The 14,865-nt window shown below is 32.9% G+C and carries 9 protein-coding genes; 1 reads left to right on the top strand and 8 read right to left on the bottom strand.

The window, feature by feature from the left end; all coding sequences use genetic code 11:
• Position 1 precedes the first annotated feature (1 nt).
• Positions 2-895: a heme o synthase gene (gene cyoE / locus VOI25_RS11810; protein ID WP_323789281.1), complete on the bottom strand. Its 894-nt coding sequence runs from the start codon at positions 893-895 to the stop codon at positions 2-4.
• A 138-nt stretch (positions 896-1,033) separates the two neighbouring features.
• Here cyoE and VOI25_RS11805 point away from each other — a divergent pair, with 138 nt between their 5' ends.
• Positions 1,034-1,918 carry an MBL fold metallo-hydrolase gene (locus VOI25_RS11805; RefSeq protein WP_323789280.1) on the top strand — a complete coding sequence of 295 codons (885 nt, stop codon included), beginning with the start codon at positions 1,034-1,036 and terminating at the stop codon, positions 1,916-1,918.
• Between the two features lie 8 nt (positions 1,919-1,926).
• Here VOI25_RS11805 and VOI25_RS11800 read toward each other — a convergent pair whose 3' ends face one another.
• From VOI25_RS11800 to sprA, 7 genes are all read right to left on the bottom strand, one after another.
• Positions 1,927-2,529: a DUF6705 family protein gene (locus VOI25_RS11800; RefSeq protein WP_323789279.1), complete on the bottom strand. Its 603-nt coding sequence runs from the start codon at positions 2,527-2,529 to the stop codon at positions 1,927-1,929.
• Between the two features lie 66 nt (positions 2,530-2,595).
• Complete coding sequence (locus VOI25_RS11795; RefSeq protein WP_323789278.1) at positions 2,596-4,704, bottom strand: gliding motility protein RemB; 2,109 nt, start codon at positions 4,702-4,704, stop codon at positions 2,596-2,598.
• Between the two features lie 142 nt (positions 4,705-4,846).
• The gene (locus VOI25_RS11790; protein WP_323789277.1) at positions 4,847-5,638 is read right to left on the bottom strand and encodes an energy transducer TonB; all 792 of its coding nucleotides are present in this window, start codon (positions 5,636-5,638) and stop codon (positions 4,847-4,849) included.
• Positions 5,639-5,755: 117 nt separating this feature from the next.
• Positions 5,756-6,481, bottom strand: a complete 726-nt coding sequence (locus VOI25_RS11785) for an energy transducer TonB (RefSeq protein ID WP_323789276.1) — start codon at positions 6,479-6,481, stop codon at positions 5,756-5,758.
• A gap of 63 nt (positions 6,482-6,544) precedes the next feature.
• Positions 6,545-6,907: a VanZ family protein gene (locus VOI25_RS11780; protein WP_323789275.1), complete on the bottom strand. Its 363-nt coding sequence runs from the start codon at positions 6,905-6,907 to the stop codon at positions 6,545-6,547.
• Entirely contained in the window at positions 6,900-7,280 is a 381-nt protein-coding gene (gene gcvH / locus VOI25_RS11775; protein ID WP_323789274.1) for a glycine cleavage system protein GcvH, read from the bottom strand. Before gcvH ends, VOI25_RS11780 begins: the two co-directional genes overlap by 8 nt.
• A 58-nt stretch (positions 7,281-7,338) precedes the next feature.
• Positions 7,339-14,865, bottom strand: a complete 7,527-nt coding sequence (sprA, locus tag VOI25_RS11770) for a cell surface protein SprA (protein WP_323789305.1) — start codon at positions 14,863-14,865, stop codon at positions 7,339-7,341.

The following is a 14,865-nucleotide window of genomic DNA, read 5'->3' as shown; positions in this document are numbered from 1 at the left end:
TTTATCTTATAAACTTATCTATCACGTAAACTATTTGTAACAATGTAATGTAAAAAACACTGGATAACATCAACTGTTTAGCCGCTTTAGCTGTTCGTTTTTTAAACAATTCAAACGCATAATATAACATTACTAATCCTAGTGCAAAAACAATAACTGCTGCCACAATGGAAAGCTTCAAATCACCTGTAACTCCAAAAACTGGCACAATGGATATTAAAACCGTCCAGACTGTATACATAATGGTTTGAACAGCAGTTCCTTTATCTCGTTTTCCCGTGGGCATCATAAAAAAGCCTCCTTTTTTATAATCATCAAATAAGAACCAACCAATAGCCCAAAAATGGGGAAACTGCCAAAAAAACTGTAAAGCGAAAAGTGTTCCTGGTTCTATTCCAAAATCATTTCTTGCAGCAACCCATCCCAACATAAAAGGAATGGCTCCAGGAATGGCTCCTACAAATACTGCTAAAGGTGTTTTTGTTTTTAAAGGTGTATACACGCAGGTATATAAAAAGATAGAAATCGCACCATACATTGCTGTTCGAGGGTTAATCACATACAGCGTTGCTATTCCCGCAATTGTAAAAACAGTAGCAATGATAAATGCTGTTCTAACAGACATTCGTCCTGCAGGAACTGGTCGGTTTTTTGTGCGGTCCATTAATGCATCTAAATCCCTTTCAATGATTTGATTATAAGCATTAGAAGCACCAACCATAAAATAACCACCAAATGCTAATAAAAGCAAGGTGTATGCATCTACTTCTACTGCGCCAAGTAAATAACCTGCAATTGCCGAAAACACAACACTTACAGATAGTCTTATCTTTGTAATTTCTTTGAAATCGGAAATTAGAGACCCTTTTGGGATTGATGTTTTTACCGTACTCAATACAAGTGTTTTTATTGCGTTGGCAAAGATACTCTGAAAAAAGCTTTTGAGCAATGCTAATCAAAAGTAATTCGCTTTTTATTACCGCTTTAAAAGTTTTGGTATCTTTACTAGACTCATTAAAAAAATAGTTCCTCTATGAAACCTATTATCCCGTTATTCATTTTACTCTCCTTCATTTTTCATAATAATCTTAACGCACAAGGTTTTGATGATGTCACGATAGAATCCATTCAAGTGTCTGAACACGTTTATATGCTTGTAGGTGCTGGAGGCAATATTGGTGTTTCTATTGGTGACGATGGTGTTTTTGTAATTGACGATCAGTTTGCGCCTTTAACAGCTAAAATTGAAGCTGCTATTACAACCTTAAGTGACAAACCCATCAAGTTTTTAGTAAACACACATCATCATGGTGATCATACAGGAGGCAATGAAAATATGCATAAACTTGGTGCAACTATTATTGCTCATGACAATGTAAGACATCGTCTTGAAACGATTCCAAAGCGTGATAAGTCAATGCAACCTAAAGAAGCTTTACCAATAATTACGTTTAATGATGAATTAAATATTCATATTAATGGAGAAAAGGTTTCTGTATTTCATGCAGAGCATGCTCATACTGATGGTGATGCCTTATTATATTTTACTGAAAGTAATGTACTTCATACAGGAGACACGTATTTCAAAGGCCGTTATCCTTATATCGATTTAAATTCTGGCGGAAGTGTGCATGGTTATATTGACGCTGTAAAGCTTGGACTGAAGACCATAAATGAGGATACAAAAATTATTCCTGGTCACGGAAGCTTATCTAACAAAGCTGAGTATGAAACGTTTTTAAACATGCTAGAAACTTTAAAAGATTCTGTCCTTGCTGAAATTGAAGCTGGTAAAACTGAAGATGACGTTGTAAACAATGAAGCTTTAACTATAACTTATGATGATTTAGGTTATGGCTCAGGTTTTATAAATTCTGAAAAAATTAGAAGAACCTTTTATGTGAGTTTAAAAGAGTAATTGGTGTTTTACTGCTTTACCAACACATACTCACCATAAGGAACTCTTATCTCTTCTGGCGCACCTTCATAAGGTAATACGGCAGAGTCACTATCGTACAACCAAACTTTTATCTTTTCTACTCCACTTTCTGTAAAATGCCTAATAGCAATCTCACTAGATAAATAGTTTCTATCTAAGTCACTAAAGTAAAGCACTATACGACGCTCATTAATACCGCACTCAGAACATTTAGGAAAATAATTTTTATAAATTACACCATTTCCGTCAATGGTATGCTGACCATCATTGATATTCGGATCTGTTAATCTAGGAAGATAGTTAAGAACTTCTACACCATTAGCTATGTATTGATAATCCCCAACCAATAGATCTTCGTACCATTTCCCATTGAATGATTGTGTTTTTTTAGCAAAAGAAATTGTAAAAGAGGTATCCCCATTTTCATAGACCCAAGTACCTACGTATTCGTCTAAATCATTGTCAACATCTTTATAATATGCATTATTAATAATACCATCCAGCCCTTTATCATCTAATGAAATTATTGGACTTTGCGCTCCACAGGACACTATACAAAGAATGGAAAAAATTAAAATTGTATGTTTCATTAGATTTTCAATAAAACTAAAGGATATAGTTTAACTTCACAATGCGTAGAACTACGTATATTATAATTAAAAGTCGTTATACCAATTAAACAAATCGGTTCTAACACCTACATTAAACCAAGCTGTATTGCTATTTAAGGCTGCTGCTGTATTGGCTTCTGGATTATAATTTCTGAAGGTCATATTAGTAAACAATCTTAAATTACTAACTGGATTTATAATATATCCTGCCATCAAATCGGCTTGAAACACACTCGTCGAATTTCCTTGTCCAACTGTTATACCAACGTCGGCAATACGATCATTTTCAGTTCTAAAAATATTAGAACCATAGTTAGCATTGTCTATACCATCATTAAAATCGAAACCACGCTTTCCTAAAATAAGCTTTGCATCAGCAAACCACCTTTTGTAATTGTATCGTCCAATGACAATGGCTTCACTAAAGTTTGCTCCCCAAAGATGTGCCATTGGCTGATTGTTATGAGCGTAATTTAACACAATAGAATTGTGAGAATAGGTATAAGGTCGTACTCTATTATATTCAAATTGAAGCATTAAATTTTTCACTTTAAAGGCCTCAAAATATTTGACACCAACTTGATAGCCAAATTTGTTTTTCCAGCTTTTATTTCCGCCTGTAATATCAGTTAATGAAAATTCATCAAGAATGAACTGTCCATAAAGGTTGATTTTATTATTCCATTTATATTTGGCCGATGCACCTAAAATAGCATTACCAGCTTCTGGACCTGTAGCAAATTCGATAGCTCTATAAAAAATAACTGGATTAAGATAATTAATATCAAATCCTCTATCGTTAGAATCTATCCACATCACAGATTCGAATAAACCAATGTTTAATCGTTTTGAGACATTCCAACTTAAATAGTGATTTGCCATGTATTTTGTAAGAAATGCATCATCAACGGTTGCTTCAGGTCTTACATCTCTTAACCACATCCATGTATTGGTGTACTTGATTTTCCAAAATTTCGTATTAAGTTTTAAAAACGGGTAAGGACTAGCCACATCACTTTGTAATAAGGATCTGTAACCATCACCAATGAAATTTTTCCCATGTCCAAATTGGATGTTTAAAAAATCGGCTGGTGTATAAGATAAATAGGCTTCAGCTACGGGATAATCATAAGCGTTCTTTTTAAATCGTTTAGCAATGCCTCGACCTGGAATAATTGCTGGATCTGAACCAGAAGCTTTTAAACTTTCTGCATAGGCATTAAAGTACTCAGCAAAACGACCTTGACTTTCATAAATAGAGGTAGTAAAATTAAATTTCTTTCCTAAACCTCCTTGAACTAAAACACCTCTTGTATTATTGAATGTTGTATTAAAATCTGCTTCTGTGTCTTTACCAACTTGTAAATCAAAAATTGGATCAATTGTAAACCAATAGTCTTTCCCTTGAATAGCTACCAAATGTTCGTCATACAATTTTCTACTCCACCAAGCATCTGTTCCTTTTATTAAGGCTTCTTTCTCAGCTTTAAAATCATAATACTTAGCAACCTCAGTATACATAAATGGTTTTGCAGCGGTATGACTATTAGTGCCCAAACCATTCATTTCTTGATCGAACTTAGCATAATAATTATGTGTGAACGGAATATTAAGCTGACTTTGATATTCTAATTTTTCATATTTGGTTGTATTGATATTTACACTATCAAACTCATTACTAACCAACTCATTTAAATCTACAACCTCTTTAACATTAGGTAAAGCTTTAACTTCATTTGTTAATACCTCAGGATCGACCAAAGGTATTTTAACGCTCAAAGAATACTGAAAATAGGTTGGCTTACCGTTATAAGTTCCAGGAGTAACTTTAGATACCTCTTCAAAAACACGTTTGGTTTCATCTTTAAGTTCGTTATAAACAGCATCTACATAGAGTACCTTTATTTGACCTTCTTTATCTACTTCGAATAGGATTTTTATATCTCCATTATAAGAGTCGTCACTTACAATTTGTGGGACTTTAAACGTATTGAAAATATGCTGATTTATTTTGTTATTAAAACATACTTTGAGATCGTCAATTGGCTGGTTTTCACAACCAGGATAAATTGGAGGTTTCTCATAGGTTTCAATTGTTTGTGCATTTAGAAAGCCAATAAAAAAAGTAAAAATAATAATGCAACAATGTTTCATAAACAAGGGATACGTTTTGATGTTGGAAAGATACTATTTTTTTCAAAAGTGAACGCAAAACCTTATACCAATTCAATTTCAATTAAAAAAAGCCATTATCCAAAAATGATAACGGCTTTATATCGCAAAAACTTATTTGATTTTATCTTACTTTAAACATAATTGGTATGTTGTACAGAACAGAAACTGGTTCATCACGTTGTTTCCCTGGTGTCATTTGAGGAATCTTATTTACAACTCGCTTAGCTTCGTCCTCTAGCTGTTGAAGAGGTGCTCTAGTTTTAATATCAGTGATTAAACCGTTTTTATCAATCTTAAATTGCACATCAATCTTCTGAAGTCCAGACAAACCTAAATCATTAGCTAAATCTGTATTGAATTTTCTCTGAATTAATTTTCCAAGTTTTTGAGACATACACTTAACGCGTTCTCGATTGTTTGTCGCTTTTTCACATCCTGGATAAATTGGAACCACCTCTACATTCACCATATCAAAAGGTTTTTCAACTTCAATTGGTTTATCAATTTTAGAAAGACTTCTGGCATCAATTGGTTTGTTAAAGATTTCAGGTTTTACTAAATCAATAATTGTAGGGTTAATTACGACATCATTTTTTACAATAACTGGTGGCTTATCGGTAAGGATTTGAGATTTCTGTTTTACTTGCTTCTCAATTTTCACTTCTTTCTGAACGACATAATTTTTTACATGAATTTCAGCAGGATCATCATTTAATGCCATATCTGGAATTACAATGTGTTTCTTTTCAAATTTCATTTCGAATAATCCATAGGTACCCAACAAACACAGAATTAGCCCAATTTGGAAATAGAGCATTGAGTTTTTTTGTAAATTTGCATCATGCTTTTGCGATTTTTGCATCTTAGCATTGCTCTGACCAGCAATACTGTGCGATTTTTTTAAATCTTTCATAATATTAAAATGTTAAATGTTAATGTTATGATAAAATCGCAATAAGCATACCAAAGTAAAAATCCCATCTAATTAATTTTAGATGGGATTTTGAATATTAGTATGTATAAGAATAATCTAGTCTTGTACTTGGAATAAAATTGGTAGTGAGTAAGGTACTGTTACAGCTTTTCCACGTTGTTTTCCTGGTTGCATTTTTGGAAGTAATCCAATAACACGCTTAGCTTCTTTTTCTAAACCTGGATGAGGTGCTCTCGCTCTAACATTAGTAATATTTCCATTTTTATCAATTTTGAAAATAACACTAATACGTTGTTTACCTTCTAATCCAAGATCTGAAGCTAAATCTGTATTAAATTTTCTATTTACAAATTTTGCAATTTTATCAGACATACATTGCTTTTTAGCATTGTTGCCTTTTTCCTTTTCACATCCTGGGAATATTGGCACATTCTCAATAACGGCAAATGGGACTTCAATGTCTTCATCAACCTCTTCTACTTCAACCTCTTCAACCTCAACAATTTCTTCTTCTTGGTCTATTTCTGTAGATTCAATAACTGTCTCTTCAATCTCCTTTTCATCCTCAACAATTTCTATTTCCTCTGGGACAACTGGAGGTGGAGGTGGTGGTGGTGGTGGAATTATTTCCTGTTGTGTAATTGGAACTTCTTCCTCTAACTCGTCATCAACATCTACTTGACCAATATCAATATTAGATCTGTCGTACGACTTATAGTTTATTGTTAAATAGGTTAATGCCATCATTAACGTTAAACCAACAGCAAAGTAGAGTGATGCATTTCTGCTCACATCTGATTTTGTATTTTTTTTAGGTTCCATAATCACTTAAGGTATTAAGAATGCTAAATTAACCAAAAATATGTTAAAAAAGCAAGCTATTATTTATTTTAACTTTAGTTTCTTTTTAAATCTCAATAACAATATTACAAATATAACACCTGCTGTATTCGCAAGAACATCAAAGTAATCAGGTGTTCTAAAATCTGTCAATATCGATTGTAAACCCTCAATAATAATGCCATAAATAATTGCTATACCTGCGGAAAGTAACACTTTATTTTTCACAGATGTCGTTAACACATAATTAAAGAGCAAGGCCATAAGAATCGCGTAAGCTAAAAAATGATAAATTTTATCATCAAATGAAAAACCCAATTTTGGGATATCACTCACATTACCTATGCTGCCATAAGTTAATGCAATTACATACACTAATACTATTGGTAGTGACCAACGTTTAAGCACCTATTATGGCTTTATAATCTTCAGCTGAAAGTAAATTGTCAACTTGTGAAGCATCAGAAAATTTCATTTTAATCATCCAGCCTTTTCCATAAGGATCAGAATTAACCATTTCTGGTTCGTCTTCTAAAGACTCATTAAATTCAATAATCTCTCCTGAAAGTGGTAAGAATAAATCCGAAACTGTTTTTACAGCTTCAACAGTACCAAAAATCTCTTCAGCATCAAGTGTTTCATCTACGGTTTCAACTTCAACATATACAATATCACCCAATTCACTTTGAGCGAAATCGGTAATTCCAATAGTTGCAGTATCACCTTCAATCTTAATCCATTCGTGGTCTTTGGTATATTTTAAATCTGATGGTATATTCATCTTTTAAGTTATAGTTATTATGCTTACAAAAATAATTTTTTTGCCTTAATTTTAATCATTAATTACCGAAATTATATCGCAAAGTAAATCCTGAACGTATTGTTGTTTGCGGAAAGGCGGTTGAAATTTCATACTCTGAGAATGTATAATCAAAGTAAAATATGGCAGTTAGGTTTTTCGAAAATGCATAATCTGCCGCAAACTTAAGTCCCCAAATGGTTTGACCTTGAGTTATTTGATTATTCTCAATATCTAAATACCTTATAATTGTTTTATTATTTCGTACTGAAATATCAGCTTTCATATTCAAATCACTCTTAATAATTTGTTTTGGACCAGCCAATTTAGATCTAATTCGAACATCTTTAATTCGATAACCCAATCCGAGGATATACTCATTACCCTGAATTTCAGTTAAAAGATTATTATCGAAACTTAAAGATAGTATTCTGTCTTTTTTCATTTCAGCTAAGATCTTAATCGAATTTTTCATTTCGAAATCCAATCTAAACAATGGGCTAAATTGTTCTTCTAAATTGATATTACTAAAAATTGTTTCGTTTTTAAAATTCCCAGCCTGATCTAATACTGCATCTTGGTCTTGGTTTTCGTAAGTCACTCCTGGCTGCAAACTCCCAGGCTCCAAGTCTAGATTAGTTCTAAACTGATTTATCGTATAACCAGATCTATAACCATGTGTAATTGAGAAACGTTTAAAATTCTTTTTAAACCATTTCATTTTCATGAAACCTGTATATTTTAATTGCCAATTTGGTATTGGAATATCTTTAAATGCAGACAAGCCAATTTTATTAGCGCTTTGCCCTTTATAGGCAGACAAAAATGCAGGCAATAGAACAGCTTGATTGTTTTTACCAAAACCTAATGGATATCCTTCACCATCACGAGCAAAGTTATCTGTACCATAAAAATTTCTAGCCAAACGATTTGCAACAATTAATCTATTTGCTCTGAAGTCATCAAAAGGAGCAGATTGAGTTTCATCACTTTTACTAAATGCGGTTTTAATAAGTGCTGTTGAAATATTAAAGTTACCGAACGAATTAGTTAATAACGGATTATAATCTAAGACGCCATCAGAACCAAAATTTCCATTAGCGTCAATAAAATCTTCAACCTTAAAGTTTTGAGTTAAATTTTCTGAGTAGGTTCTATTACCCGTTAAATCTATTTTTAAATCTTCAATCAACTCAATATTGGCAGAGACATCAAGAATACGAGTTGTCACCTCTGTATATTGTTGGTTAAAATCAGGGAACACGGTCAACCAACCATTTCTTGCGGCTCTATCTCTAATATTTGCTTGACTACCAAAGGTAAATCCTAAAGATGGTTTTAATGTTCCTAAAAATCCTGGAGTAGGCAAATAACCGGGTAAAAAAGTTCCATTATTTTCAGAGTAGTTAATCTGAATTCGTTTGACACTTGTTAGTAAATCTATGGCACCATTTAGAATTTTTGTTCCAGCGCCTACTTTACTTTTTGATGCTGTATTATTGGCACCTGCAGTTATGGCATCTGACCCTTTACCATCGCCTTTACCATCTTTCGTTTCTAAGCCTTTTGGAAGCGCTCCTTTTGTAGCGCGACCTGATTTTGCACCTCGAATTGGTTTCTTTACAAGTCCTACGTACTTGTAGAGACTCTCCATATTTAATGTAGAATTGATATTATGTGTATTCGCATTTTGAATGGAATTACCTAAATTATAGGTATTAATAATATCTGGATTATCTGGATCTCTAATTTGTAAATTCTCGTTTAAATCTGAACCTTTTTGCCATTGAAAATCTCCTGTATACGAATATGTTGCTCTTAAAAAACTAAGGGTTGGTATTTTATATAACGGAATTTCATAATTAACCTGAAGTTGTTGATTTTGAATATTAGGATCTCCCAAATCAAAGAAACCATCCCAAACATCTAAATTAGAATCTTGCCTACCATTTATAACATCGTTAATAAAATAATTACGCACAATATTAGAGTTTGACGCGGTAAAATTCACGCTCAACGCCTTAGTAAGATTATAATTTATAACATATTGAAGGTTGAAATTATAATTTCTTCTAAACAGTTCTTCTAAACCAATATTATCACCTGTTAAATCTACTTCTCTAAACTTTTGTTTATTAAACTGTCGAATTATATCTGTATTTACTGAGAAGCTCGTAGGAATTGGATTGAAGTTGAAATCTTTTAGTACTTTCCAGTATTTCCCTCTAAATAATGAATCATTCTTTTTAAATGGCTCGATATTCATTGGTTCAAAACTATAGTTATAATTAACTCCAGCTCTAACATTTTGATCTAATGAATTTTCAATTTCAAAATCTCTGTGCTCAGTTTTGTTATATGAATAGTTAAACGTTAGATTCTCAACATCATAAAATCGAGGCTTATTATCTGTGGTTCTGTTTTTTCTAACTCCAATAAAATTAATACTCTGTCGTTTGGTATAACTTTCATTGACATTTAGTATTGAATCTTTATTATTGGTATTTGCTAACTGGGTTTCTAATTTAATATCTCTGTAGAATTCATCATATTCAGGTGTGACAATTTCTTCACCAATACCATAATTAAATGGGATTTGTATTCCCCATTTTTTTGGTAAAAGCTGACCTAAATTCATATTGGTAGCAATATCAAACTGTTGAACGTCTTCTCTACTTCGTTCATTTGGACGTTGCTCAACAGAACCGAAACCAATTGTAGTTTTTCTACCTGTGGCACTTATATCAGCGAAATCGGCAAAATTCGCATCAACTGCTGCGACGGCTGCCCAACCACCTTCATTATCTAAATCTGACAATCTTAGCTCGTTAAACCAGGCTTCACCGCAAACATTCATGCCGTTATTATCTGGATTTTTGAGTCCTACCATCAATACTCTTATATCACCAAAATTAGGATTACCTTTAATAGATACTCTTTGCTGACCAATAGTATGTGTATCAAACTCATCAACTTCAACAAGTTGCCCATCAGCTATATCATAAAATGTTGGTTCTATATTTGCTAAAGTTCCATTGCTTATTCCTAAAGATTTTATTTGTTCAAGGACACTAAGTTCTATATTAATTTCATTTACTTCTGGCCAAATATTTTCGGGACTTGGTGTACCTGATGACACTTGTAGTGGCACTTCAATTTGGTAGTAGTTTTGAGTAAAGTCATTACCCATACGAATAAAACCAACTAAATCACCATCACTTAAATTACCAGTTTCACCTTCTTCGGCATGAATAAACATACGCAGTTTATTATACTGACGCATGTCTACATTAATATTTTTAAATACACCTCTAGAATCTCTTGGTTCTAATTCGCAAACCTCAACTTGTAAGGATTGTTCATTTTGTCTGATAATATTATTATTGTTATTTAATTGTTCCAATTCAACTCCAGGTGGAAGCACATAATTACCATCATTTTCCTGAAGTCCTACAACGCCAACATTAAGGTCTGTAATATCTCCACTGTTATCAGGTTCATCATCTAAAGTTAGTTTGTAACGTCTCCAATCACTTCTTACTAAATCAAGTGTTGCAAAACGTAAAACTCTTGGTTGTTGAAATCCATTTACAAATAATCTAACAAACCGCACAGATCGAATATCGGTAATACCACCAATGGCTTCTGTTGCATCTGAAATTGGAATTCTAAATTGATACCATTTAACATCATTACGAACTTCACCATTTGGAAGTGTTACAGTTCTTGTTTTGATATCATTAATTTGTGGATTTGCAATATTTAATACGTTTGGATTGATATCTATTTCATATTGAAAATAGCTATCAATTGTATTCATTGTATTATCTCTATTGATATCTTCTACGTCTGGTTGCGCTGTTGAACCTCTATTCGTGTCTGTAAAAGCATCTGGAGTATTTCCTTGTTGCCCATTATAACGTTTGTATCGTTGAAGAATATCTCCTTCTGTATTTAAGTAATACAAGTAATTATCATTTGCTGGATCGGGTCCAAATGCAGCTCCATTAGGAATAAGGGTTGCTTCTTCGTTATCATCATAACCATCATAACCAACATCTTGGTTATCTCGCTGCTCTCCTGCTGTTGAAAAGGTATAAATCAAAGACTGATTTCTAGGGACTACTGTACCATAACTTGTTGGTATTAAATCACTAATATTTCCATCTTCAGGTAACCCATTTTCATATTGCTTTTTACCATCTTTTAATACATCTTCAGAGATATTACCAAGATTGATAAAAAGTTTTCCACCTTGAGCTGCTTCAGGAATAGCATCATCTAAGAAAGGATCTTGTACCCAAAAATCAATATATTCTACATTGGCTTGTTCAAAATCTGTAGATGTAATTTGTCTTGTGATTCCAGCCCAACTGTCATTAGCATCAATAACTCCATTAGTAGCATCTGGATCAAAATTATATGGTCCTCTTTCCGTTGGATAATACGCTAGGTCTAAAGAATTTATTATTGTTTGCTGACCTTGAGCGACATCTATTTCAGGAAATACTTCATCAATAAATATTCGTCTTGTGTAAAGGTTAGAAACATCATCATCTGTAATTTCTGCTGGTCTTGAATTACTATAAAAAATGGGATCAATTGTATACCAGTTTAATAAGGCTCTATCAAATCCATTTTGTAACCCGTTTTCATCTTCTGCGTTAAATCCTGGATAAACTTTTCCTAATTGCCTAGGTCTACTCGATAAAAACCAAGATTGAGGAGATAATAAATCTATAGCACCTTGAGTACCCTCAAAATCATCGACATAAGCTGTTGCTTCATTATTGAAGTCTGTACCTTTTGGAGCACCAGGAGCTAAATAAGCAAATTCACCTCTAACTGATAAATTAGAAGGGACATCTGTATCCACATTTGGTAGCTTATTTACTAATCGCGTAAAGAATGGAACTTCAGTAGAATAATTACCATTAAATCCAAAAATAGTATTGTTAATTGGTTCGGTGTTATAGTTTGCTTTTTGCGTTATAGGTCTTTCATTAAGGTTTAAAATCGTTGCTCCTAAAACAAAGTTTTCATTAAATTGGTGCTCAACATTAACACCTGTAAAACGTCTAGTTTGTTGTCCGAAAACAGCATTATTCTCTACAGAAACGTTTATTGGAATATTTGATGCTTTTAAAGCTTCATCTAAAATTTGAACACGACCTATTTGATAATTCACCGTATAATCTACCCCTTCAACTAATGTACGACCACCAGCAGTAACAACTACTGAACCTCTAGGAACATTAAAAGCGCCTAATGGAATCCCATCACCTCCTGAAGACTTGTAACGTCCTTTTATTTGAAACTTATTCTTTTCAGCTTCATCTAAAGCAGCTGTTTTAGTTTGCTTATATAAAATATCATAAACGTATTTTTCCTGGTTAAGGTTGGTGTACGTATCTTGTTCGTATTCGGCATCATTATTATTTGGATCACCATCATTATCAAGTATATCAAAGAGGTATCGACCAAATGGTTCTACTTTAGTAAAGATTATTTTACCATTTTGAGTCAATACTGTCATGCCTTCAACATAATCAAAGAAACCATCACCACCAGCTTGTGGATCATTATTAAAATTCAAGCGGTCTAAATGAAATAATCGAATTAAAGGTGTGTCTATGATTTCACCATCATCAGTGTTATCAAAAGGTGAGTTATTATCAAAACTTGGAAAAGGAACTGAGGTTCCATCTGGTAAAACAACAGGAGAAATATAGTTAAGTGGCGACGCTTCAGTATAGAATATATTTAGTCTGAAATCGTCTCTTTCTAATTGAAAAGCTCCAGTATCATAGATGTTTTTCATCATTAAGTCCCAAATTGGCTGATCGACACTCGTAATTGGACTTTTAAGCATTTTAACAATTAAACTCTGTGTAGAACCTTCAATAACAATGGCACTATCATTAATACCATCGCCATTTACATCTGTTCCGTTATCTATCGTTCCGTCACCATCAACATCGGCATCTGAAGCATCATTAATTCCATCGCCATCAGTATCAGTACCATTATCTGGAGAACCATCACCATTAACATCGACATCAGCATCATTTGGAATTCCATCTTGATCATCATCATTATTTGTTGCTGTAGAATTAACACCATCATTTGCAAATTCACCTACTTGATACACTTGTCCACCAATAGTAAATTGGAATGCAACTGCTAATATTTCATCATTTAAAAGCCTTTGATTTAAGGAAATATAACCTAGTTGTTGTTGTAATTGGTAATCAGATCCTTGTTGTAGTTTTCTAGCGTTTTCTAATTTACCAAAATCAAAACCTTCATTAGCAGGAACTAAGATACCTTGTTCAACTGTTGTAATATCTCTAACTAAAGGTGATAATTGAGAACCTGGATCTCCTATTTTAGTTGGATCAAAGTCATTATTCCCATTATCTGGAGGTTGATTAGCTCCTACGTTTACAAATCCAGCTGGTGGATTATTTAAACCTATCACTTCAGATTCTCCTAAATCTTGAAATGCAGCAACATTTCTTACGTTATTGGTTTGATTACTTCTATTTGTTACCCAAACCTCAACTCTTGTAATTTGTATATTATTATTGATAAATGGATAACGAAGCATTGCTTCATCATAATTATTTCTGAAATATTGCGATAAGAAGAAGTGCCTATTCTCATCATAATCTCTTGCGAAAAATTCAAACTCTTCTAGAGTTCCTCCTCCTTGAGCGGTTACAGATTGTGATTGTGAACGTTGTTCAGAAAAAATAGCCGTTACTCTTGTTTTACCAAATTGCAATTCTGTTTTTACTCCAAAAAGACTTTGAGCTCCCGTAATTAATGAACTGTTAAGTGGCATTGCCACATTACCAACTTCAATTTTTCTAACGATATCGTCTTCCGTTGGTGTATATTCTAATTTTACTAAGTTTTGGAAATCAAATGTCGATTCTGTATCATAATTTGCTGTTACTTGCAATCTTGTTCCAACTTTACCTAGTAAACTCAAACTAATACGTTGATCAAAATCAAAAGTAAAATTACTTCGGTTTCTTGGCGAAAATGTTGGATTATCCTGTTTAGTAAACAAAACTCCAAGATCCATTTCAACAGAACCTTGTGGTATAACTTCTATCGTATTGCCTCCAAAAATAGTTTCAAAAAATCCTGAATTAACGTAAAACTCTGGCAATAGATTTTTTTGTTCATCTTCTGAACCATCTTTTTTACCGTCTTTAGCATCAATTTTTTGTTTATAATACAATTGCTGTTGCTCTTGTAAAACTAATTTTTGAAACTCAGCAGGTGTTAATATGATTGGATAATTAATGTTGAAATTACCAACCGACTCTGTATAAATATAACGATCTGTTACAGGATCATAGGTGTATTTTGAAACAATACTTTGAGGATTAGGCATATTCATTGTTCCTAATGAAAAACCTGTATTTGTAGTTGTTGTTGTATCTTGAACTGCTGGTGCTTGCTGTGAAAATGCATGTGTACTAACCAATACCAGAATTGGAATCAAAATAAAACGTTGTAAAGATTTAAGCAAGGTATAGTTAGTTGTTGTAAT

The organism is Psychroserpens sp. (genome assembly GCF_034670085.1).
GTDB lineage: Bacteria > Bacteroidota > Bacteroidia > Flavobacteriales > Flavobacteriaceae > Psychroserpens.
Note: the sequence above shows the minus strand (reverse complement) of the source record. Positions and strands in the feature narration are given on the sequence as shown.

What these genes read in the sequence shown, in the direction of transcription:
- VOI25_RS11805 (WP_323789280.1), top strand. Translation starts at nt 1,034, where the DNA reads ATGAAACCTATTATCCCGTTATTCATTTTACTCTCCTTCATTTTTCAT.
- VOI25_RS11800 (WP_323789279.1), bottom strand. Translation starts at nt 2,529, where the DNA reads ATGAAACATACAATTTTAATTTTTTCCATTCTTTGTATAGTGTCCTGT.
- VOI25_RS11795 (WP_323789278.1), bottom strand. Translation starts at nt 4,704, where the DNA reads ATGAAACATTGTTGCATTATTATTTTTACTTTTTTTATTGGCTTTCTA.
- VOI25_RS11790 (WP_323789277.1), bottom strand. Translation starts at nt 5,638, where the DNA reads ATGAAAGATTTAAAAAAATCGCACAGTATTGCTGGTCAGAGCAATGCT.
- VOI25_RS11785 (WP_323789276.1), bottom strand. Translation starts at nt 6,481, where the DNA reads ATGGAACCTAAAAAAAATACAAAATCAGATGTGAGCAGAAATGCATCA.
- gcvH (WP_323789274.1), bottom strand. Translation starts at nt 7,280, where the DNA reads ATGAATATACCATCAGATTTAAAATATACCAAAGACCACGAATGGATT.